Source organism: Actinoplanes sp. NPDC089786 (genome assembly GCF_040684855.1).
GTDB lineage: Bacteria > Actinomycetota > Actinomycetes > Mycobacteriales > Micromonosporaceae > Actinoplanes.
On record NZ_JBFBGU010000004.1, the window covers coordinates 1 to 21,392 of the forward strand.

A 21,392-nucleotide genomic window follows, 5' to 3' on the forward strand; every position below is an offset into this window, starting at 1 on the left:
CGGAGCATGGTCACCTCTTCAGCTCGTGGGACAGCTCGGCCAGCTCGTCGCCGCCGGCCATCTGCGCGGTCAGCTGGTCGAGGGAGACCTCGCCGCGGGTGCCGTCGAGCACCGCGCTACCCAGCTTCAGGATCACGAAGTGGTCACCCACGAGGTAGGCGTGGTGCGGGTTGTGGGTGATGAAGACGACGCCGAGGCCGGCGTCCCGGGCCGCCGCGACATACTTCAGCACCACGCCGGACTGCTTCACGCCGAGCGCGGCGGTCGGCTCGTCGAGGATCAGCACGCGCGCGCCGAAGTAGACGGCGCGGGCGATGGCGACACACTGGCGCTGGCCGCCGGAGAGGGTGCCGATCGGCTGGTTGATGTCCTTGACGACGATGCCCATCTTGCGCAGCTCGTCGTCGGCGATCTGCTTCATCTCCTTGACCTTGAGCTTGGCCAGCGGGTATTTGCCCACGGTCAGCTCGGAGCCGAGGAAGAAGTTGCGCCAGACCTCCATCAGCGGGACCACGGCGAGGTCCTGGTACACGGTGGCGATCCCGTGATCCAGGGCCTCGCGTGGGGACGAGAAGGAGGCCTCCTGACCGTCGACCAGCATCTTGCCCTCGTTGTGCGGGTGCAGGCCGGACATGATCTTGATCAGGGTGGACTTGCCGGCGCCGTTGTCGCCGAGGACGCAGGTGACCTCGCCGGCGTTGACGGTCATGTTGATGCCGCGCAGGGCCCGGATCGCGCCGTACGACTTGCCGACGCCGGACATCTCGATCAGGGTCTCGCCCTTGGTGAGGTGGCTGTCGGCGTGTTCGGCCAGGGTGTCGGTCATGGGTCAGCCCACCTTCCGGGTGGTCGAGAGCCGCTTGACGTAGAGGTTGACCAGCACGGCGAGCAGCAGCATCACGCCCAGGAAGGCCTTGAACCAGTTGGGGTCCCAGCCGGCGTAGACGATGCCGAGGCTGGTCATGCCGAAGATGAAGGCGCCGATGGCCACGCCCCACGCGTTGCCGAAGCCGCCGGTGAGCAGCGTGCCGCCGACGACCGCGGCGATGATGTAGAGGAACTCGTTGCCGACGCCGTTACCGGCCTGGAGCGTGTTGAACCGGTACAGGATGTGCATGCCGACGAACCAGCCCAGGAACGAGACCGACATGAACAGGCCGATCTTGGTCTTGAACAGCGGCACACCGACCGCGCGGGCGCTGTCCGGAGCGCCACCGACGGCGTAGATCCAGTTACCGGTGCGGGTCCGGGTGAGGATCCAGGCGGCCAGTGCGACGAAGAGGATCCAGTAGATGACCGTGCCCCAGATCGTCACGCCGCCGACCTTGATGTTGAAGGCGAAGACGTTGGCGAGCGAGTCGAACCCGTCGATCTGCGAGATGTCGGTGGACGACACCTGGTTGGTGACCAGCTTGGTGACGCCCAGGTTGGCGCCCTGGAGTACAAAGAACGTGCCCAGGGTGATCAGGAAGCTGGGAATGCCGGTCCGCATCACCAGGTAGCCGTTGAGGAACCCGATGGCCAGGCAGAAGACCAGCGAGAGGATCGCGCCGATCCACAGGTTCACGCCGAGGTACCAGCAGAACATCGAGTTCACCAGGCCCGCGGTGGTGACGATGACGCCGGCCGACAGGTCGAACTCGCCGCCGATCATCAGCAGGCCGACCGCGACCGCGACGATCCCGATCGTGGAGGCCTGGTAGAGCACGGTGAAGAACGACTCGGCCGACCGGAACGCGGGGGCGGCGGCCATGAAGAAGATGAAGATGATGATCGCCGCGACCAGCGCGCCCACTTCGGGACGGGCCAGGATCCGGTTCGACATGCCGAGTTTGACGCGGTTGGACGGCTCCGAGGGGACGGTCGCCGGAGCCGCCTGGACGGATTGGCTCATGGCTGAACTCCGATCCGCCCGGCCGGGCCCTGACAAGGCCGGCCGGGCGTCAAAGTGACTAGCGGGTGTTGTTCTTGGTGAAGGGCAGGATGGTGGCGATGTTGGCCGAGTCCACGAAGGACGGACCGGTGAGCACGGGCTTGCCGCCGCCGATGTCGTTGCCGTTCTTCAGGTTCAGGTAGAGCGAGGTGACCGCCATGTAGCCCTGCACGTAGGGCTGCTGGTCGATCGAGAACTCGATCTTCTTGTCGCTGATGTCCTGCGCGACCTCCTGGTTGAGGTCGAACGTGACCACCTTGGCCTGGCTGCCGGACTGCTCGATGGCCTTGAGCGCGTCCACCGCCTGCGGGGCGCCCAGCGTCACGATGTAGTCGATCGACTTGTCCTGCGCCAGCTTCGCCTGCAGCGTCGAGGTCACCGCGGCGTCGTCGGCCCCGTTCACCTGGACGTTCTCGGTGGCGGGGGCCGACTTCTTCACACCGGCGCAGCGGGCCTCCAGCGCGACCGAGCCGGCCTGCTGGATGACACAGAGCGGCTTCTTGCCACCGGCCTGGGTGATCCGCTGCCCGGCGGACTCACCGGCCAGGGACTCGTCCGAGCCGAAGTACATCAGCGCGCCGAGCTGCTTGTACTGGTCGATGCCGGAGTTGAAGCCGACCAGCGGGATCTTCGCGTCGGTGGCGGCCTTGACCGCGCCGGCCAGCGCGTCCGGGGTGACCAGGGTGGTGGCGATGCCGTTCACCTTGGAGTCCACCGCGCTCTGGATCAGCTGCGCCTGCTTGGTGGCGTCCGGGTCGTTCGAGTACTTCAGCGTGACACCGGTGTCCTTGGCCGCCTGCTGGGCGCCGTTCTTCACCTTGTCCCAGAACGTGTCGCCGGGCGTCTCGTGCGTGATGAAGGCGATGGTGAAACCGGAGCTGCCCGCGGCGTTGCCGCCGGAGGCGGTGGTGTCGTCGGTCTTCTCACGGCCGCCGCCACTGCAACCGGCGACCGCAAGGGCCACCACCGCAGCAACCGCGAGGGGACGGATGATTTTCATGGGGGCTTCCCTTTCGGTGGTGACTATCGCTCCCGCGCGGGCCGCGAACGCAGACCGGCGGAGTTCAGGTAGGTGCGGGTACGGGTGGCGATCGGCAGGGGTAGATCAAAGTCGACCGGGTACATGTCCTGCTCGACCACCACGAACAGTTCGGCGTCGAGCTCGCCCAGCGCCTCCAGCACACTCGACACGTCCGGCGACCCGGCCGGCGGCTCGACGCTGGCGCCCTGCGCGACGGCCTGCCCGAACGGCAGGTCGTCGGCCTTGGCGCGGGCCGCGATGGCCGGGTCCATCTGCTTGATGTGTACGTAGCCGATGCGCTCCGGGTACCTGCGGATGATCGCCGGGACGTCGGCCTGCCGGTAGGCGAGGTGGCCGGTGTCCAGGCACAGCGAGACGAACGCCGGATCGGTGTCGTCCAGGAAGCGCTCGGTCTGCGCCTGGGTCTCGACGTGGTAGTCGGCGTGCGGGTGGAAGCGCAGCGCCAGGCCGTACTCCTCGGCCAGCATCTTCCCGAGCGTGTCGCTGTTCGACGTCAGCGTCTTCCACGCGTCGGCGTCGAGTTCGGCCGCCTGGTGGTAGGCGCCGGTCACGTCGTCGCGGTAGCCGGGCACCGGCACGAAGATCAGGTTCTTCGCACCCAGCGCCGCCGTGAGCGCGGCCACCTTCCGGGTCTCGGCCATCACCGCGTCGAAGTCCTTGTGCGGGCCGCCGACCCCGGCCACGGTGCCTCCGGCGCAGGTCAGGTCGCGCTTGGCCAGCTCGTCGGTCAACAACGACGAGTCCGTGGGCAGGTATCCGTACGGGCCCAGCTCGAGCCAGTGGTAGCCGGCGCCGGACAGCTCGTCCAGGAACCGGTTCCACGGCGTCTGGCGCGGGTCGTCGGCGAACCAGACACCCCACGAGTCGGGACAGCTCCCCAGCTGAAGGTGCCTCATCACGACGCCGTCGGGAAATGAAGGCTGGCCTCGGCCTGCGGCCAGCGCGAGGTGACGACCTTGCCGCGGGTGTAGAACGAGACGCCCTCGGGACCGTGGATGTGCTTGTCGCCGAAGAGCGAGTCCTTCCAGCCGCCGAACGAGTAGTAGGCCATCGGCACCGGGATCGGGACGTTGATCCCGATCATCCCGACGTTCACGCCCCGCTGGAACCGGCGGGCCGCCTCGCCGCTGCTGGTGAAGATCGCCGTGCCGTTGCCGTACCGGTTGGCGTTGATCAGGTCGATCGCCGCGTCCACGGTGTCCGCCCGGACCACCGACAGCACCGGGCCGAAGATCTCCTCGGTGTACACGTCCATCTCGACGCCGACCTGGTCGATGACCGTCGGGCCGACGAAGAAGCCGTCCTCGTACCCGGGGACCTTGAGCCCGCGCCCGTCGACCGTCACCTTGGCGCCCTGCTGCTCGCCGGTGCCGATCAGGTGCTCGATGCGTTCCTTGGCGGCCGCGGTGACGACCGGGCCCATCTCCGACCTCGGATCGCGGCCGGAGCCGACCACGACCTCGCCGGCCTTCCGGTTGACCAGGTCGACCAGCGCGTCGCCGGCCGAACCGACGGCCACCGCGGCCGAGATCGCCATGCAGCGCTCACCGGCCGAGCCGAACGCGGCCGCGGACAGGTGGCCGGCGGCGTAGTCGAGGTCGGCGTCGGGCAGGATGATCGCGTGGTTCTTGGCGCCGCCGAGGGCCTGCACCCGCTTGCCGGTCGCGGTGGCCCGGGTGTGGATGTACCGGGCGATCGGCGTGGAGCCGACGAACGAGACCGCGGCGATGTCCGGGTGGTCGAGGATCGCGTCCACCGCCACCTTGTCGCCGTGCACCACGTTGAAGACGCCGTCCGGCAGGCCGGCCCGCTGCCACAGCTTCGCGACGAAGTTCGAGGCCGACGGGTCACGCTCGCTGGGCTTGAGCACGAACGTGTTGCCGCAGGCGATCGCCACCGGGTGCATCCACATCGGCACCATGGCCGGGAAGTTGAACGGGGTGATGCCGGCGACCACGCCGAGCGGCTCGCGGAAGCTGAACACGTCGACGCCGCTGGACGCCTGGTCGGTGTAGTCACCCTTGAGCATCTGCGGGATGCCGCAGGCGAACTCGATCACCTCGAGGCCGCGCTGCACCTCGCCGGCCGCGTCCGACAGCACCTTGCCGTGCTCGTCGGAGACGATCTCGGCCAGTTCCTTGACGTTCGCGTTGACCAGCTCGCGGAAGGCGAAGAGGACCTTCGTACGCTTGCTCAGCGACGAGTCGCCCCACTGCTCGAAGGCCGCCTTGGCGGTGGCCACCGCGGCGTCGACGTCGGCGGCCTCGGCCAGCACGACCTCGTGCTGCCCCTGGCCGGTCGCCGGGTTGTAGACGGTCGCGCGTCGGGAGCCCGTGCCGGGCGTCTCGCTGCCGCCGATCCAGTGCTCGATGGTTGCCACGGTTATTCCGGCCTCTCTACAGGTGGTCGCGCTGGTCGCGCTTGGCTTCGGTGTACGCGGCGTACGCCGCCCGGGTGCTGTCCAGCTCCGACACCTCGGAGACCGGCACGTCCCACCAGCTCTCGCTGGACGGGACCTGGCTCAGCGGGTCGGTCTCGATGTGCACGACGGTCAGCCGGTCGGCCTCGTGGGCCTGCTTGAGCCCTTCGGTGAGGTCGGCGATCGTGCGGCACCGGATCACCTGGGCGCCCAGGCTCTCGGCGTTGGCGGCCAGGTCGATCGGCAGCTTGCCGCCGTCGTAGTCGTCGTGCTCGCCCCGGTAGCGGTAGCTGGTGCCGAACCGCTGGGAGCCGAGCGACTCGGACAGCGCGCCGATCGACGCGAACCCGTGGTTCTGCACCAGCACGATGATCAGCTTGATGTTCTCCGCGACCGCGGTGACGATCTCCTGGGCCATCATCAGGTAGGAACCGTCGCCGACCAGCGCGAACACCTCGCGGCCGGGGTCGGCCAGTTTGATTCCCAGCGCGCCGGCCACCTCGAAGCCCATGCACGAGAAGCCGTACTCGACGTGGTACTGCTTCGGGTCCCGCGCGCGCCACAGCAGCTGGAGGTCGCCGGGCATGCTGCCGGCCGCCTGGACCACGACGTCCCGCTGCCCGGCCGCGTCGTTGACGGCCCCGATCACCTCGGCCTGGGAGGGCAGGTCACCCTGGGGTGTCCGGTACGCGTCCTCCACGGTCTGTTGCCAGGTCTCAACGTCGCCGGCGTACGTTCTCTCCCAGGTCTTGGAAAGCGCGCCGGTGAGCGCGGTCAGCGCTTCCCGCGCGTCCGCCACGACCGATTCAGCCGACTGCTTGGCGGCGTCGAAGGCCGCCACGTTGATGTTCACGAACTTCACGTCGGGGTTCCGGAACTGCGTGCGCGAGGCGGTGGTGAAGTCGCTGTAGCGGGTGCCGATGCCGATGATCACGTCGGCTTCCCGCGCGAGTCGGTTGGCCACCGGGGTACCCGTGGAACCCACGCCGCCCACCGAGTTGGGGTGGTCCCAGGAAACGGCGCCCTTGCCGGCGTGGGTGTCGGCAACCGGGATGCCGGTGGCGCGGGCGAAGGCGTCGAGCTCCGCACTTGCCTCGGAGTAGGTGACACCGCCGCCGGCAATGATGAGAGGTTTGTCGGCATTCTTAATGACATCAGCGGCACGGGCGAGGGCAGCTGGCTCGGGGACCGGGCGGGCCACGTGCCAGACCCGCTTGCGGAACAGCTCGTCCGGGAAGTCGTACGCCTCGGCCTGCACGTCCTGCGGCAGGCAGAGCGTCACCGCGCCGGTCTCGGCCGGATCGGTCAGCACCCGCATGGCGGCCAGCAGCGACGACGGTAGTTGCTCGGGCCGCCAGATCCGGTCGAAGAACCTCGACAAGGGCCGGAACGCGTCGTTCACGCTCACGTCGTACGACCGCGGGTCCTCCAGCTCCTGCAGCACCGGCGCGGCCACCCGGGTGGCGAAGACGTCGCTGGGCAGCAGCAGCACCGGCAGCCGGTTGACCGTGGCCAGGGCGGCGCCGGTGAGCATGTTGGTCGAGCCGGGCCCGATCGACGCGGTGCACGCCATCGTGGACAGCCGGTTCTTCATCCGGGCGTACCCGGCGGCCGAGTGCACCATGGCCTGCTCGTTCCGGGCCAGGTGATACGGCAGGTCATCGGCACCGGTCCGCTGCGCCTGCAGCAGCGCCTGGCCGAGACCGGCCACGTTGCCGTGGCCGAAGATGCCGAAGCAGCCGGCGATCGTGCGCTGCTCGACGCCGTCGCGTTCGGTCCACTGGTTGGCGAGGAACTTCACGACGGCCTGAGCGACGGTCAGCCTCACGAACGGCTCCTTTCCGTGATCGAGGTCATCGGCAGCCGGGGGTCCGTCTCCTGGTTGGTCCACAACCCGCGGACCCAGCCGTGTGCCGGGTCGTCGCGGATCAGCCACTCCCGCTCCCCCGGACCGGCCATGACATTGAGGTAGTAGAGGTCGTAGCCCGGCGCGGCCATTGAGGGCCCATGCCACCCGTACGGGATAAGAACCACGTCACCGGACCGCACCTCTTCGCACACGTCGATCGGCCGGTCGGGGTGGCCGTACACCCGCTGGTAGCCGGAGCCGGGCGTGCCGGCCGGGGACGACGCGACCTCGAAGTAGTAGATCTCCTCGAGCGCGGACTCCCCGGCGCCGGCCTGGTCGTGCTTGTGCGGCGGATAGGACGACCAGTTGCCGCCCGGAGTGAGCACCTCGCAGGCGATCAGCCGGTCACACTCGAACGTCTCCGGCGTGCAGAAGTTGTTCACCTGGCGGCTGGCCTGGCCGGCGCCGCGCATCTCGACCGGCACGTCCTGGGCGGCGCCGTAGCGGAACGGCAGCCGCCGGGTCGCCTTGGCCGAGGGCAGCGCGAACCGGCCGCCGCTGGGCGCGCGCACGGTCACGGTGGCGTCCCGCGGCACGTACGCGAAGTCGGTGACCCGGCTGAACACCGAGCGCCGACCGGTCAGCGTGACCCGCTCGTCGTCGCAGGTCACGTCGCAGCCGCCGGCCAGCGGCAGGACCAGCATCTCGTCCTCGCCGGTGGTGAACGACGCCCGGGTGCCGACCGGCAGGTCGAGGACGCGCAGCCCGCTGTAGCCCCACCCGGCCATCTCCGGGGTGATGACCAGCTCGAACGGCTTCTCGGCGGTGCTGCCCCGGGGTACCACCGGGTTCACGCGTGCCTCGCTCACAGCAGACTCACCGCCCGGTCGACCGCACCGGCCACGTCGCCGCCCTGCGGGTAGAGCAGGCTCCGGCCGATCACCAGGCCCTGCACGGTCGGCAGATCAAGAGCCTTCTTCCATTGCCCGTACGCCGCGTCGGCGTCCGCCGCGACCTCGCCGCCGAGGATCAGGGCGGGCAGCGTCGTCGCCGCCATCACCCGTTCCATGTCCCGCACGACCGGGACCTTCAACCAGGTGTACGCCGAGGTGCGGCCCAGCCCCGCGGCCACCGTCTGCGCCCGGATCATCGCCTCGGCGGTCAGCTCGTTGCGGACCCGGCCGTCGACCCGGTGCGAGATGAACGGTTCGACCATGGCCATCAGATGCCGCCCGGCCAGGTCGCTGACCGCGCGCCCGCAGGACTCCAGCGTGCCGACCGTGCCCGGGTCGTCCGGGTCGATCCGGAGCAGCATCTTGCCGCCCTCGAACCCGGACTCGGCGATGCTGTCCGCGTCGTACGCGGTGAACCGGTCGTCGATCTCGAACGACGTGCCGGCCAGCCCGCCGCGGTTCATCGAGCCGATCACCACCTTGTCGTCGAGCACGCCGAGCAGCAGCAGGTCCTCGAGGATGTCCGGGGTGCCGAGCACGCCGTTCACCCCCGGGCGGGCCAGCGCGGTGCAGATCCGGTCGAGCAGGTCGGCCCGGTTGGCCATGGCCAGCGCGTCGGCGCCGGCCCGCAGCGCGCCCCGCGCCGGGTGGTCGGCCGCGATGATCATCATCTTGCCGTGCTCGGCCAGGAACGACGACGGGCGGCGCCGGGCGGCCGCGGCCGCGGCGACCGATCTCGGCCGGTGGATCCGGGCCTCGACGAGGTCCGCGATGTCACGCACGGGTGGCTCCTTCTTCCAGCAGCTCACGAACCTCGGACTCGGTGGGCATGGCGTCGGCGCAGGACAGCCGGGAGGCGACGATGGCGCCGGCCGCGTTGCAGAAGCGCATCAGCGTCTCGAGGTCCCAGCCGCTGAGCAGCCCGTGGCACAGCGCTCCGCCGAACGCGTCCCCGGCGCCCAGGCCGTTGACCACGTCGACCAGGTTCGGCGGAACCTCGACCTGCTGATCTTTTGTCGATGCGAGGACACCCTCCGGACCCTGCTTGATGACGGCCAGCTCGACGCCGGCGTCGTGCAGGGCCCGGGCCGCGGCGCGGGGCTCGGTCGCCCCGACCGCGGTGTTCGCCTCGTCGAGGTTGCCGACCGCGACCGTCGCGTACGGAAGGGCCTGCTTGTACCAGCCGCGCGCCTCTTCGCGGCTGGTCCAGAACATCGGCCGGTAGTCGAGATCGAAGACCGTGATGCCGGCCTTGTCGCGGTGCTTGAGCCCGGCCAGGGTGGCCGAGCGGGACGGCTCCTGGCACAGCCCGGTGCCGGTGACCCAGAAGATGCCGGCGTCGCGGATCGCCTCGAGATCGAGCTCGTGCTCGTGGATCTCGAGGTCGGGGGCCTTCGGGAAGCGGTAGAAGTACAGCGGGAAGTCGTCCGGCGGGAAGATCTCGCAGAACGTGACCGGGGTCGGGTAGGCCGACACCGGGGTGACGAAGCGGTCGTCCACCCCGAAGCCACGCAGCGCGTCGTGCAGGAACTCACCGAACGGGTCGGCGCCGGTGCGTGAGATGAGCGTCGCCCGGCGGCCGTAGCGGGCGGCGGCGACCGACACGTTGGCCGCGCTGCCGCCGAGGAACTTGGCGAAGGTACGCACCTCGCGCAACGAGACGCCGATCTGTTCGGGATAGAGGTCGACGCCGAGGCGCCCCATGGTCAGTACCTCATCCGCAGGCATGCGGTCCCCTCCCGCCCGGCGGGGCTGGTGACGTCTTGGTGAATTCGTGGTGGCTCTGTTTCAGTTCGTTTCGATGTAATAACGTGAGGGCTTCCACGTCAATACTTTGTCATGACAAACTGTCGAACCGAAGGAGGTGCCATGACGGCCGAGGTCTCGCCCATCCGCCCTGCCGAGGTCGACCGCAGCAGCCCGGTTCCCCTCTACTTCCAGGTGGCCACGCGCCTTCAGGAGCTGATCGAGAAGGGTGAGATCGGCGTCGGCGCCCGCATCGAGAACGAGGTCGATCTGGCCGAACGGCTGGGCGTGTCCCGGCCGACCACCCGCCGGGCCATCCAGTACCTGGTCGAGCGGGGCATGCTGGTCCGTAAGCGCGGCGTCGGCACCCAGGTCGTGCACCCCAAGGTGCGCCGCCCGGTCGAGCTCTCCAGCTTGTACGACGACCTGCGCACGGCCGACCGCGCGCCCCGCACCGAGGTGCTGAAGCTCGAGGTCGTGCCGGCCGACGGCGAGGTGGCGGCGGCCCTGGAGATCGACCTGGGCACCCAGGTGACCTGGATCGAACGGCTGCGCTTCGCGGGCGGCGAGCCCCTCGCCCTGATGCACAACGCGATCCCGGTCGACCTGATCCGCCTGACCGGGCAAGACCTGGCCGAGCACGGTCTCTACGAATTGTTACGCCGAGCCGGCTTCGTGCCGCGAATTGCGACACAGGTGATCGGCGCCCGCTCGGCCGGCGCCACCGAGGCCCGCATCCTCGCCGAGAAGCGCGGCGCCTCGCTGCTCACCATGACCCGCACGGCCTGGGACGCGAGCGGCCGCGCCCTCGAGTACGGCAGCCACGTCTACCGCGCCTCCCGCTACTCGTTCGAGCTCAACCTCTCCGCGGGCTGACCCACGCCGCAGCGAGACCTTGCCGCGGCCTGATCGCGCGCTTACCGATCTCGAACCTTCGATCTCTAGCGTCACGGTCATGACGGACCGCCAAGCCGCCTCCCACCTGCTGCGCCGGCTGACCTTCGGGCCGACCGCGGCCGAGGTGGACGCGGCCACGAGGGAGACCACCGACGCCACCCTGGACCGGCTGCTCGAGCCGCCCGCCCTGCCCGCGACACCCGAGCTGGGCACCGATCCGTTCGCCGCGGACCTCACGCGGGAGCAACGGATGGCGGCCCGGCAGGACGTCCGGAAGCAGACCACCGAGGCGACGCTGTGGTGGCTGGGCCGGATGGCGGCCGGTGGCGCGACCTCGGTCGCCGAGAAGCTGACCTTCTTCTGGCACGGGCACTGGGCCACCAGCGTGCAGAAGGTGCGCTCGGCCCGGCTGATGGTGGCCCAGCAGCAGACCTTCCGCCGCTACGGGGCCGGGGACACGTCTCCCCTGGTGCGGGCCATGCTGCGCGACCCGGCGCTGATCCTCTGGCTGGACGGGCAGAAGAACACCCGCAAGGCGCCCAACGAGAACCTGGCCCGCGAGCTGATGGAGCTGTTCACGCTCGGGGTCGGCAACTACACCGAGGACGACGTGAAGGCCGGCGCCAAGCTGCTCACCGGTTGGAAGGTGGACCGGGCCACCGGCCGGGCCACGCTGGCCGGGCCGCGGCACGACGCCACGCCGGCCACGCTGCTCGGCACGAACGGCGTCACCGATGTGGACGCGTACGCTGATCTGCTGGTCCGGAATCCGGCGCACCTGCCCTTCATCACCGCGCGGCTGTGGCTGCGCTACGGCTCGACCGATCAGCCCGCCCCGAAGCCGGCCGGGACGCGGGACGTGACGGCGATGCTGCGAGCGCTCGTCGGGTCCGCGGAGTTCGCGGGTACGCGCGGGCGGCTGGTCAAGCAGCCGGTGGAGTGGCTGGTCGGCGCGATGCGGCAGCTCGGGATCAAGCCGGACGCCAAGGTGGGCGGCATCCTCCGGGCGCTCGGGCAGGTGCCGTTCCGGCCGCCGAGCGTGGGCGGCTGGCCGGCCGGGAACGCCTGGCTGACCACCTCGTCGGCGCAGGCGCGGCTCAAGGCGGGGCAGCAACTCGTGGCCCTCGCCCCCGCCGCGGCCGAGGGGCTCACCGGCGGAGAACGGCTGGACGCCCTGGCCCATCTGCTCGTGGTCGACGTCTGGACCGACCGCACCCGGGCCGCCCTGACCCAGGTCAAGGACCCCCGCAAGCTGCTCGCCCTGGCCCTGGCCACCCCCGAGTACACGGTCCACTGAAGAAGCTGAGGAGACACGCGATGGACACGATCACCCGGCGCCGGTTCCTGACCGCGAGCGGCGTGGTGGCCGGCGGCGCGATCGCGCTCGGCGGCACCGCCTACGGCCTGCGCGACATCCTCGGCTTCCGCGACGAGGAACGCCCGGCCGGCGCGAAGACCCTGGTCCTGGTCACGCTCTACGGTGGCAACGACGGCCTCAACACCGTCATCCCGTACGCCGACCCGGCCTACGCCGCGAACCGCCCGGGCCTGACCTACGACCCGGGCCAGGTGCTGCGGCTGGACGACGCCTTCGGCCTCAACCCGGGGCTGGCCGGACTGCACCGGCTCTACGGCGAGAAGCGGCTGGCGATCGTCCGGGGCGTCGGCTACCCGAAGCCGGACCGCAGCCACTTCCGCTCGATGGACATCTGGCAGACCGCCCAGCCCGACCGCCCGGGCAACACCGGATGGCTGGGCCGCTGGCTGGACGGCGTGGGCGGCGACCCGCGGCTGGCGGTCAGCTTCGAGCCGGTGCTGCCGCCGCTGCTGGCCGGGGCGACGAGCGCCGGCGCGACCGTGCCCGGCGGCGCGGTGAAGCTGCCCCGGATCGCCACGCCGGAGGTGCTGACGGCGCTGTCGGCGAGCGCGCCCGGCGAGTCACCGGCGCAGGCCCGGGCCGCGGCCTGCTTCGCCGACCTGGTCCGGGTGCGGGATCTGATGGCCGACGTGGACGCGTCCCCGGAGGACTCCGCCGACACCGCCGCTCCCCCGCTCGACACCCAGCTCGCCCTGGTCACCAGGTGCATCGAGGCGGGCGCGGCGACCCGGGTCTACTCGGTCTCGCTGGGCGGCTTCGACCTGCACGCCGACGAGAAGGAGGCGCAGGAGGCGCTGCTGGCCAAGCTGGACCGGCCGCTGGCGGCCTTCGCCGACCGGATGAGGAACCGGGACGTCGTCACGGTCGTCTACTCCGAGTTCGGCCGCCGGGTGAAGGCCAACGCCTCGGACGGGACCGACCACGGCACCGCGTCGTCGATGTTCCTGATGGGCGGGGGTGTGACCGGTGGGATGTACGGCGACCCGCCCAGCCTGACCGATCTCGACGACGGCGACCTGGTGCACACCGTCGACTTCCGGGACGTGTACGCCTCGGTGCTCAGCGACGTCCTCGGCGCGGACCCGGGCACGGTTCTCGGCGACTGGCCGGGCCGCCTGGACTTTAGTTGACGCGACAACTATCCCGGCGTACGCTGAAGGGAGTTTGTTGAAGTGTCAACCAGGAGGCCCTTGCCATGAGCGCGTTGCCCGCCCTCTTCCTCAGTCACGGCGCACCGCCGCTGGTGGACAACCCGGTCTGGGTGGCGCAGCTCCAGGAGCTGGCCGCGGGGCTGCCCCGGCCCAAGGCCATCCTGATGGCCTCGGCCCACTGGGAGTCGGCGCCGCTGATGCTCGGCGCGACCGAGACCGTGCCGCTGACCTACGACTTCGGCGGCTTCGCACAGCGCTACTACGAGGTTCAATATCGCGCTCCCGGCGCTCCCGAGCTGGCCGACCACATCGAGAAGCTGATGCCCGACGCGCAGACCGTGGCCCGCACCGACCGGGGCCTCGACCACGGCGCCTACGTGCCGCTGACCGTGATGTACCCGGACGCGGACATCCCGGTGCTGCAGATGTCGCTGCCCTCGCTCGAGCCGGACGCGCTGCTCGACCTGGGCCGGCGGCTGCGGCCGCTGCGCGACGAGGGTGTGCTGATCGTCGGCTCCGGGTTCACCACGCACGGGCTGCCGTTCCTGCGCGACTGGCGGGAGGACGCGGTGGCGCCGGGCTGGTCGCGGGAGTTCGACGCGTGGGCGGCCGAGACGCTCGCCCGCGGGGCGGTGGACGAGCTCGCCGACTTCCGGTCGCGGGCGCCCGGAATGCCGTACGCGCACCCGACGATCGAGCACTTTGCCCCGATGTTCCTCACCCTGGGCGCGGCCGGCGACCCCGAGCAGTCCCCGGACCAATCGATCGAGGGCTACTGGATGGGCCTGTCCAAGAGGTCGTTCCAAGTGGCCTGACCTTTGGATATTCAGGATTCTTTCAGCGTTTGCAGGGACCCTTGATGGGAATGTCGCAGCAATCCATCGGAAGGGTTCCCTGTTGATGCTAGAGGTCACCGCGCTCGGCTGGACGCTGACCATCGGGGTCATCGTCGCCCTGCTCGCCCTCGATCTCGCGGTCGGCGTGTTCCGCCCGCACGCCGTCGGTTTCCGTGAGGCCGCCGTCTGGTCCGTCTTCTACATCGGCGTCGCCGTCGCGTTCGGCATCGTCTTCGCCTCGGTCGCGGGGTGGGACTTCGGCGCCGAGTACTTCGCCGGCTACATCGTCGAGAAGAGCCTGTCGGTCGACAACCTCTTCGTCTTCGTGATCATCATGAGCACCTTCGCGGTGCCCGAGAAGTATCAGCAGGAGGTCCTGACCTTCGGCATCATCATCGCGCTGGTGCTGCGGGTGATCTTCATCGCGCTCGGGGCGACGCTGCTGTCGCTGTTCTCGTTCATGTTCCTGATCTTCGGGCTGGTGCTGATCTTCACCGCGGTGCAGCTCTTCCGGCATCGTGCGGAAGACCCCGACATCGAGGACAACGCTCTGGTACGCGCCAGCCGGCGCCTGTTGCCGGTGACCGACGACTACATCGGCGGCAAGATGATCACCCGCGTCGACGGCAGGCGCGTGGTCACCCCGATGTTCATCGTGCTGATCGCGATCGGCAGCTCCGACCTGCTGTTCGCGCTCGACTCGATCCCGGCGGTGTTCGGCGTGACCTCCGAGGCGTACATCGTCTTCGCGGCCAACGCCTTCGCCCTGCTTGGCCTGCGGGCGTTGTTCTTCCTGGTCAAGGGCCTGCTCGACCGGCTCGTCTACCTCAGCACGGGGCTGGCGCTGATCCTCGCCTTCATCGGCGTCAAGCTGGTGCTGCACTGGCTGCACGAGGACATCTGGCACGACGCGCCCGAGATCAGCACGCCGGTCTCGCTCGGCGTCATCCTGGTCGTCCTGACCGTGACCACGGTCGCCAGCCTGATCAAGTCGCGCAACGACCCGAGCGTGAAGGCCAAGGCCGGCAGCCTGCGAGCCCACAAGGCCCGCGAGGACGCGTGATCCCCCCAGGACAACGAGGGCCCGACAACGGCGTCGGGCCCTCGTTCCGCGCTTCGGTCGTGCCTCGTGGATCAGGCGGCGCGGTGCCCGCCGATGCCGGACGCGGTACGCGCGCGCTCGTAGTCCTGCTGGTCCAGGATGGCTCGGATGACCCGGGTCTCCTCGCTGCTGTGCCGGGCGATCAGCTCGTCGAGCTCGGCGCGCTCGGCGGGCGACTGGAACGCGGCAAGCTCGGCGCTGAGCTTCCGGATCTCACGCCGTTCGACGGCGCGTTGCACCAGGGCGGTGCGGATCCTCTTGGCGAACGCCATGGTCTTACTCTCCCCAACGAAGTTACTTTCAGTTACCTCCTCCACGATCCACGCGAGCCGTTGAATCAACAAATCCACCAGGTAAAACTCTGATGCGAAAAGTGACCCGCACCACCGGAAGGCAGTAGCGCGGGTCACTCTCTGTCGACAATGGGCAGGTCAGACGCCCGGTGTTCGCTCGATCACACGGTCAGGGTCCAGGTGTTGATGTAGCCGGTGTCCTGACTTGCCACGTCCTGCACCTTGAGCTTCCAGGCGCCGTCGGCCGTCTCGCTGCTCACGTTGACCGTGTAGGTGTCGATGACGTTGTCGGCGCTGTCCGAGCCGCTGCTGCTCTTCAGCCGGTACGACGACCCGTCCGGCGCGACCAGGTCGACGACCAGGTCACCCCGCCAGGTGTGCACGATGTTGACGTCGACCTTGGACGACGACGAGGCGCTCCGGCCACAGCCGCTGATCGTGATCGTGCTGGTCACCGCGGCGCCCGCGTCCGGGATGGAGACGTCGCCCGCGTTGGTGCCGGTGCAGCCGGTCGGGTCCGGCGGGGTGGTGCCGCCACAGGTCGGCTCGCCGCTCTGCGCCGGGACGCTGATCGCGTTCCAGGCCGCCTTGACCGTGTCGAAGTTGGCGCAGCTGTTCGGGTAGAGGTTCTTCGCCGCGTTCAGCGTGGCGGTGCGGATGTTGGCGTACTTCCAGGTCGAGGTCTTCGACTGGAGCGCGTTGTAGTAGATCTCGCCGGCGGTGCGGGTGCTGATGCCGGTGACCGTGCTGCTGTTGCAGGTCGGGCTGGCCGGGCCGCCGGACGGGCTGGAGCCCTGCGCGACCAGGTAGAACCAGTGGTTCAGGGGGCCGGCCGCGGCGTGCACCTCGGTGCTCGGGATCGACGACGACCAGCAGTTCGGGTCGCCGGCCAGGGACGGGTTGTACATGTAGCGGATCGGGCCGTCACCGACCAGGTCCACCTCCTCGCCGACCTGGAAGTCCGGCGGGTCCAGCGGGTTGTTGGTGTACGCCTCGGTGAGCGCGCCGAAGATGTCGCCGGTGGACTCGTTGATGCCACCGTTCTCGTTGCCGCTGCCCGCGCCGCCCGGGGTGGACTGGAAGATCGCGTGGCCCATCTCGTGCGCCACCACGTCGATCGGCGTGGCCTGGCGGGTGTTCGCCTGGTTGTGGCCGAAGTTCGTGTACGAGCCGTTCCAGTACGCGTTCACGTCGGCCAGCCCGACCCGGACCGGCGGGGTGTTGCCGTTGCCCAGGATGCCGCTGCGGTTGAACCAGGCGCTCACCATGTCGGCCTCACGCTGCACGCCGTACAGGGCGTCGACGCAGGCCGTCTCCAGGTTGGTGCCGGAGCCGTTGCCCCACGCGTCGTCGGTCCCGGTGTACGCCGACCCGTTCTGCCCGCCACACTTCAGTCCCGGGCGGGTGGTGTCGGTCAGCGAGTACGACGAGCCGGAGCCCGAGGTGTTGATGGAGACGTTGCCGTAGTAGTAGCCGTTGCCCGTGCCCTCACGAACCAGCTCGATCGAGTCGGCCACCGTGCCCGATGTGGCGTCCACGAAGATGTGCCGGTTGCTGGGCTTGCCGCCGGCCAGGGTGCCGGTGACATCCACCTCGTAGACCAGCGTCGGTGCGCCGAAGGCGAGCACCTTGAGCGTGGCCCCGGACGCGCTGTCGACCTTGGCCAGCTGGGCCTTCGCGGTGGCCACGGCCTGCGCGGCGGTGATCTTCGCGGTGGTCGCGACGCTGATGTCGGTGGACTGGGCGACCGCGGTGTCCTTCACGGCGCCGGTCGCGTCGGTGGTCACCACGACGTCGCCGCCGACCACGGCAAGCCCCTGGTGGGTGCGCTGGTAGGTGACGTACTGCAGGCCGCGGGTGCCCGCCACCACGCCGGTGCGCTGGAGCGCGTCGCCGGTGGCCAGGTGCAGTTTCGCGTCGGCGGCGGGGCTGCTGACGAGCCGGTCGGCCGCGGTGGCGGCCAGGGACGGAGCGGGGGTGGGGCTCGGCGCCTGGGCCGGGGCCGCGCCGGCGCTGGTCGGCGAGGCCGCCAGCGTCAGTGCCGCTCCGGCGGCCAGAGCCATCGAGGCTCGGAACAGGTGGGTTGGTCGCACGCTCGTACTCCGTTCTGCGCGGCCCGGGGGTGTGGGGCCAGTGAGCAGAACGCTAGGCATCGACGCGCGTCAACGAATCAGGGAAAACCCTTGCAGGCGGGAGGCGAGCTGAGTGCGCGAGCGTACACCGAGCTTGCGGTATACCCGGGTCAGGGTGGCCTCAATCGTCTTGACGCTGAGATAGAGCTGGACGGCGATCTCCCGGTTGCTCGCGCCGTCGCGCACCAGCCCGGCGATCCGCGCCTCGGTCGAGGTGAGCCCGAACTCGGCCGGGGTGCCCTCGGTCCGGGACAGGGCCCGCTCGGTCTGCTCGGTCCACGGGCGCGCCTCGGCCGACAGGAAGATCGCCAGCGCCGCGCCGATGGCGACCCGGGCGGCCGCGTACCGGCGCCGCCGCCGCTCGGCGCCGCCCTGCACCAGCAACGAATGAGCCTGCTCGATCGGCTGGCGGAGCTGCTCGAACCGCAGCGCGGCGGCGGCCGACAGGATCACCGCGGTGTCCGCCTGCCCGCTCTCCGACAGCACGACGGCCGACGCCCGGTCCAGATAACCGGTCATGCCCGGGGTGCTGCCCAGCCGGCGCGCCGCGGCCCGGGCCGCCCGCAGGGTCTCCGCCGCCTCCTCGTGCTCGCCCAGCGCGGCCAGGCCGCCGGCCAGGTCACCGTGCCAGCGGACGATCATCGGGTCCTCGATGCCGTCCTCCAGGTCGCGCAGCCGGCGCAGCGCCGCCACGCCGGCCCGGGTGTCGCCCGAGCGCAGCGCCGCCTGGCCCTGGGCGTGCAGGTTGCGGCGCAGGTAGATGCTGTCGCCCTCCTGCTCGGAGGCGCGCACGCCGCGACGGGCGTACCCGGCGGCACTGGTCAGGCTGCCGCCGGCCAGTTCCGCCACCGCGGCGGTGTACCAGGTGGGGCCGGGGCTGAGCCCCGCGCGCTGGGCCGCCTCGACGGCGCGGTGGGCGTACCGCAGAGCCTCCCGGCAGCGGGCCGCCCGGGTGGCCACCTCGGAGAGGCTGCGCAGCACCTCGACCAGCGCCTCGCCGCTGCGGTCCTGTTCGGCCACCGCGAGCAGCCGGAGCAGCTCGTCGCGGGCCTCGTCGAGCCGGTCGTCGATCATCGCGAACCGGGCCGCCATGTAGCGCGGGCCCATGTGCAGCCAGCCCGGCACCTGCCCGGCGGGCTTGGCCATCGCCTCGGCCAGCGTCGCGGTCCAGCCCTCCTCGCCGCGCATCCGCTGCACCTGGGCCAGGGCGCCGAGCGCCATCGCCTCGATCGTCGGGTCGCCGGCCCGGCGGGCGTCGCCGACGGTCCGTCCGGCCTCGGCCGCGGCCGCGTCCGGATCGCCGCCGATCATCGCGGCCCAGGTCCGCCGGAGCCGCACCGGCGCCAGCAGGGCCGGGTCGTCGCCCGCCTCGGCCAGCGCGGCCGCGACCATCTCGGCCATCTCGGCCATCGCCTGCCCGGCCAGGTCGATCAGCACCAGCCGGGCGCGGACCCGGTGGCCGGGCGGCGAGTCGGCCGCGAGCACCGCCTCGGCGGCCCGGCCGGCCAGCTCGGGAGCGCCGCAGGAGGCCGCGATGGTGGCGGCGGCGAGCAGCCAGTCGCGGCGTTCGGGGGCGATCGCGGCCGGGCCGCGGGCCGCGGCCAGCAGGTAGAGCTCGGCCGCGGTACGGCCACCGCCGGCCCCTTGGCCCTCGGCCGCACGGGCGGCGGCCGCGGCCAGGGAGCGGGCCACCGCTGTGTCGGGGCGGCCGCTGCGCAGGGCTTGGTGCCACAGGGTGCCGATCGGCTCGGTGGCGGCGGCGGCCAGGGCGTCGTGGACCCGCGCGCGGGCGGCCGCGTCCAGGTCGCCGCTGAGCGCCTCGGCCAGGATCGGTGGGGTGAAGCCGACCTTGTCGCCGGCCAGGGCGACCAGTCCCTCGGCCTCGGCCCGGCGCAGGTCGCGGGGTGCGTCCTCGCGACCGGCCCGGACGAGTAGGGAGATGGTGGGCTCGTGCGCCAGCGCGGCCACGGTGAGCGTGGCGGTGACGGCGGGCGGCAACGCGTCGAGCCGCTCGCGCAGCAGGGCGCGGGCCGGTTCGGGCAGCGGCGCGGGCCGCCACGCCGGGCCCGGCGGGATGGCCGCGCCCAGGGCCAGGGCGAGGAAGGGGTTGCCGCCGCTCGCCTCGTGCACCCGGCTGGCCGTCCGGCAGGGCAGGCCGCGGGACTCCAGGAGCTCGGTCAGGTCGTCCGCGTCCAGCGGAGGAACGGCCAGCTCGAGCACGGGCGACGGGCACAGCCTGGCGGCGCGGTGTCCCCCGGCCGGCCCGGTCACCGGGGCGGGGCGGCGCTCGGCGGCCAGCACGCGGACCCGGGGGCCGGGGCGGCGGCGCATGGCGAAGGCGATCAGGGCGGCCGACTGCTGGTCGAGCCAGTGGGCGTCGTCCAGGACGAGCAGCACGTCGGTGGTGCGGGCGCAGCCGGCCAGCAGGAGCGGCAGGACCAGGCGGCGGGCCAGGGCCGGGCTGCCGGCGCGGGGCGGCCGGGCCTGCCGGAGCGCGCTCAGGGCGGCTCGCTGGGCCGGCGGCAGGGTCGCGGCGGCGGCCGGCGGAAGCTGCGCGACCAGGTCGGCCACGGCCGAGTAGGGCACCTGACGGTCGGCGCGTTCGGGGCGGAGCCGGACGATCAGATCGCCCCGGGCGGCGGCGTCATCGGCGACGGCGTCGAGCAGGGCGCTGCGGCCGATGCCCGGTGGCCCGTGCAGAGCGACTCCCCCGCCGGCGGCGAGGCGTCCGGCGATCGCGGCACGCAGCGCGGCCCTCCCGAAGAGGGTGCCGCCGGACCGCATTCGGCCAGCTTAGGGAGGCTCCGCCGAGACATCAACAGATGTGCATGTTACGAGCCGACGACGTTGCGCAGGCTGGACCAGCGGTCGGCCAGCTGACGGCGGCGGCAGGCGACCAGATGGCCGGCCAGGATCGCCTGGGTGCCGCCGCGCACGCACACGTCGGCGCCCTCGGTCAGCACGCCCGCCACCACGTCGGCCGGAGCGTCGGCGTCGACCAGGGCGACCACCGCGGTCCGGCGCGGGAGCACGGATCGGGCGGCCCGCACGTCACGCTCGGTGGCCCCGGCCAGCAGCACGATCTCCTCGGCGTGGATGTCGTCGAGGGCGGCCGCGGCGCGCACCGACCAGCCGTTGGGCAGCTGTGCGGCCAGTCCGGCGACCCGGCTGCGGTGACCGAGCACCGCCACCACCGGCTTGAGCGACTTCGTGTAGGCCGGGTTGACCGGCAGGTCCGTGGCGAGCATCTCGAGTTCCCCCTCGTCGGCTCCATTGGCGTACGAGAACCACTGTGGGTGCCGTGACTGAGGCCCGGTTGTGCGCTCCCTGTGGATTGGTTGGCAGCCCGCCCGGCCGTGACCAGGAACACGGCCGGGCGAGGCAACGCTTCACGCGGCCACGGCGACGGGCGGCCCGATGCGGGTACGACGACCCCTCGCTCTGTATCGAGGGTAACGACGAGTTGCTTCCACTGATTTTGCGGTGTTATCGTGAAAATGATTCCACTGATAACGTAGGGACTGGACTTGATCGTCATTACCGGCGCGACCGGCGCTCTCGACGGAGCCACCACCGATCATCTTCTGCAGCGTGCCCCTCCATCCCGGCCCGCAACCACGCCGCGACCGAGCAGTTGCTTGTCGACCCGCTGCTGCCGACG

18 protein-coding genes are annotated in these 21,392 nt (G+C 71.0%); 5 read left to right on the forward strand and 13 right to left on the reverse strand.

The features are described 5' to 3' along the window. Positions 1 to 10 precede the first annotated feature (10 nt). From AB0O15_RS16450 to iolC, 9 genes are read right to left on the reverse strand one after another with little or no spacing between them, the layout of a single operon-like run. Positions 11 to 826: an ATP-binding cassette domain-containing protein gene (locus AB0O15_RS16450; RefSeq protein ID WP_364319067.1), complete on the reverse strand. Its 816-nt coding sequence runs from the start codon at positions 824 to 826 to the stop codon at positions 11 to 13. Between the two features lie 3 nt (positions 827 to 829). Next, on the reverse strand, positions 830 to 1,894 hold the full coding sequence (locus tag AB0O15_RS16455) for an ABC transporter permease (RefSeq protein WP_364319069.1): 1,065 nt from the start codon (positions 1,892 to 1,894) through the stop codon (positions 830 to 832). A gap of 58 nt (positions 1,895 to 1,952) precedes the next feature. After that, positions 1,953 to 2,933: a sugar ABC transporter substrate-binding protein gene (locus AB0O15_RS16460; RefSeq protein ID WP_364319071.1), complete on the reverse strand. Its 981-nt coding sequence runs from the start codon at positions 2,931 to 2,933 to the stop codon at positions 1,953 to 1,955. A 23-nt stretch (positions 2,934 to 2,956) separates the two neighbouring features. Continuing rightward, on the reverse strand, positions 2,957 to 3,871 hold the full coding sequence (locus AB0O15_RS16465) for a TIM barrel protein (protein ID WP_364319072.1): 915 nt from the start codon (positions 3,869 to 3,871) through the stop codon (positions 2,957 to 2,959). Further along, positions 3,871 to 5,355 (reverse strand): CoA-acylating methylmalonate-semialdehyde dehydrogenase, encoded by a 1,485-nt coding sequence (locus AB0O15_RS16470; protein ID WP_364319073.1) that lies wholly within the window; start codon positions 5,353 to 5,355, stop codon positions 3,871 to 3,873. The genes AB0O15_RS16465 and AB0O15_RS16470 overlap by 1 nt, the downstream gene beginning before the upstream one ends. A gap of 16 nt (positions 5,356 to 5,371) precedes the next feature. Further along, entirely contained in the window at positions 5,372 to 7,222 is a 1,851-nt protein-coding gene (iolD, locus tag AB0O15_RS16475; RefSeq protein WP_364319074.1) for a 3D-(3,5/4)-trihydroxycyclohexane-1,2-dione acylhydrolase (decyclizing), read from the reverse strand. Continuing rightward, positions 7,219 to 8,097, reverse strand: a complete 879-nt coding sequence (iolB, locus tag AB0O15_RS16480) for a 5-deoxy-glucuronate isomerase (RefSeq protein ID WP_364319076.1) — start codon at positions 8,095 to 8,097, stop codon at positions 7,219 to 7,221. The genes iolD and iolB overlap by 4 nt, the downstream gene beginning before the upstream one ends. Before the next feature lie 11 nt (positions 8,098 to 8,108). Beyond that, the gene (locus tag AB0O15_RS16485) at positions 8,109 to 8,978 is read right to left on the reverse strand and encodes an aldolase (protein ID WP_364319078.1); all 870 of its coding nucleotides are present in this window, start codon (positions 8,976 to 8,978) and stop codon (positions 8,109 to 8,111) included. Continuing rightward, positions 8,971 to 9,924 (reverse strand): 5-dehydro-2-deoxygluconokinase, encoded by a 954-nt coding sequence (gene iolC, locus AB0O15_RS16490; RefSeq protein ID WP_364319080.1) that lies wholly within the window; start codon positions 9,922 to 9,924, stop codon positions 8,971 to 8,973. Before iolC ends, AB0O15_RS16485 begins: the two co-directional genes overlap by 8 nt. Before the next feature lie 141 nt (positions 9,925 to 10,065). On the opposite strand from iolC, the gene AB0O15_RS16495 reads away from it, so the two are divergent. The 5 genes from AB0O15_RS16495 (at position 10,066) to AB0O15_RS16515 (ending at position 15,267) form a co-directional block, all read left to right on the forward strand. Continuing rightward, the gene (locus tag AB0O15_RS16495; protein ID WP_364319082.1) at positions 10,066 to 10,818 is read left to right on the forward strand and encodes a GntR family transcriptional regulator; all 753 of its coding nucleotides are present in this window, start codon (positions 10,066 to 10,068) and stop codon (positions 10,816 to 10,818) included. Positions 10,819 to 10,897: 79 nt separating this feature from the next. After that, positions 10,898 to 12,136, forward strand: coding sequence for a DUF1800 domain-containing protein (locus tag AB0O15_RS16500; protein ID WP_364319084.1), 1,239 nt, complete (start codon positions 10,898 to 10,900; stop codon positions 12,134 to 12,136). 20 nt (positions 12,137 to 12,156) lie between these two features. After that, positions 12,157 to 13,347 (forward strand): DUF1501 domain-containing protein, encoded by a 1,191-nt coding sequence (locus tag AB0O15_RS16505; RefSeq protein ID WP_364319086.1) that lies wholly within the window; start codon positions 12,157 to 12,159, stop codon positions 13,345 to 13,347. A gap of 65 nt (positions 13,348 to 13,412) precedes the next feature. Continuing rightward, positions 13,413 to 14,183, forward strand: a complete 771-nt coding sequence (locus AB0O15_RS16510) for a class III extradiol ring-cleavage dioxygenase (protein ID WP_364319088.1) — start codon at positions 13,413 to 13,415, stop codon at positions 14,181 to 14,183. A gap of 85 nt (positions 14,184 to 14,268) precedes the next feature. Then, positions 14,269 to 15,267, forward strand: coding sequence for a TerC family protein (locus AB0O15_RS16515; protein WP_364319090.1), 999 nt, complete (start codon positions 14,269 to 14,271; stop codon positions 15,265 to 15,267). A 71-nt stretch (positions 15,268 to 15,338) separates the two neighbouring features. Here the strand turns inward: AB0O15_RS16515 and AB0O15_RS16520 are convergent, their stop codons facing one another. From AB0O15_RS16520 to AB0O15_RS16535, 4 genes are all read right to left on the reverse strand, one after another. Next, positions 15,339 to 15,578, reverse strand: a complete 240-nt coding sequence (locus AB0O15_RS16520) for a hypothetical protein (protein WP_364319092.1) — start codon at positions 15,576 to 15,578, stop codon at positions 15,339 to 15,341. Between the two features lie 182 nt (positions 15,579 to 15,760). Next, complete coding sequence (locus AB0O15_RS16525; protein ID WP_364319094.1) at positions 15,761 to 17,692, reverse strand: M4 family metallopeptidase; 1,932 nt, start codon at positions 17,690 to 17,692, stop codon at positions 15,761 to 15,763. A gap of 69 nt (positions 17,693 to 17,761) precedes the next feature. Then, the gene (locus AB0O15_RS16530) at positions 17,762 to 20,515 is read right to left on the reverse strand and encodes an AAA family ATPase (RefSeq protein ID WP_364319095.1); all 2,754 of its coding nucleotides are present in this window, start codon (positions 20,513 to 20,515) and stop codon (positions 17,762 to 17,764) included. A gap of 47 nt (positions 20,516 to 20,562) precedes the next feature. Then, complete coding sequence (locus tag AB0O15_RS16535; protein WP_364319097.1) at positions 20,563 to 20,979, reverse strand: hypothetical protein; 417 nt, start codon at positions 20,977 to 20,979, stop codon at positions 20,563 to 20,565. Between the last annotated feature and the right edge of the window lie 413 nt (positions 20,980 to 21,392).

Bases quoted from the DNA above. Each gene is read 5' to 3' on its own strand.
- AB0O15_RS16495 (WP_364319082.1), top strand. From the start codon at position 10,066: ATGACGGCCGAGGTCTCGCCCATCCGCCCTGCCGAGGTCGACCGCAGC.
- AB0O15_RS16520 (WP_364319092.1), bottom strand. From the start codon at position 15,578: ATGGCGTTCGCCAAGAGGATCCGCACCGCCCTGGTGCAACGCGCCGTC.
- AB0O15_RS16500 (WP_364319084.1), top strand. From the start codon at position 10,898: ATGACGGACCGCCAAGCCGCCTCCCACCTGCTGCGCCGGCTGACCTTC.
- AB0O15_RS16450 (WP_364319067.1), bottom strand. From the start codon at position 826: ATGACCGACACCCTGGCCGAACACGCCGACAGCCACCTCACCAAGGGC.
- AB0O15_RS16535 (WP_364319097.1), bottom strand. From the start codon at position 20,979: ATGCTCGCCACGGACCTGCCGGTCAACCCGGCCTACACGAAGTCGCTC.
- iolC (WP_364319080.1), bottom strand. From the start codon at position 9,924: ATGCCTGCGGATGAGGTACTGACCATGGGGCGCCTCGGCGTCGACCTC.
- AB0O15_RS16465 (WP_364319072.1), bottom strand. From the start codon at position 3,871: ATGAGGCACCTTCAGCTGGGGAGCTGTCCCGACTCGTGGGGTGTCTGG.
- AB0O15_RS16505 (WP_364319086.1), top strand. From the start codon at position 12,157: ATGGACACGATCACCCGGCGCCGGTTCCTGACCGCGAGCGGCGTGGTG.
- AB0O15_RS16460 (WP_364319071.1), bottom strand. From the start codon at position 2,933: ATGAAAATCATCCGTCCCCTCGCGGTTGCTGCGGTGGTGGCCCTTGCG.
- AB0O15_RS16530 (WP_364319095.1), bottom strand. From the start codon at position 20,515: ATGCGGTCCGGCGGCACCCTCTTCGGGAGGGCCGCGCTGCGTGCCGCG.
- AB0O15_RS16515 (WP_364319090.1), top strand. From the start codon at position 14,269: ATGCTAGAGGTCACCGCGCTCGGCTGGACGCTGACCATCGGGGTCATC.
- AB0O15_RS16510 (WP_364319088.1), top strand. From the start codon at position 13,413: ATGAGCGCGTTGCCCGCCCTCTTCCTCAGTCACGGCGCACCGCCGCTG.
- AB0O15_RS16455 (WP_364319069.1), bottom strand. From the start codon at position 1,894: ATGAGCCAATCCGTCCAGGCGGCTCCGGCGACCGTCCCCTCGGAGCCG.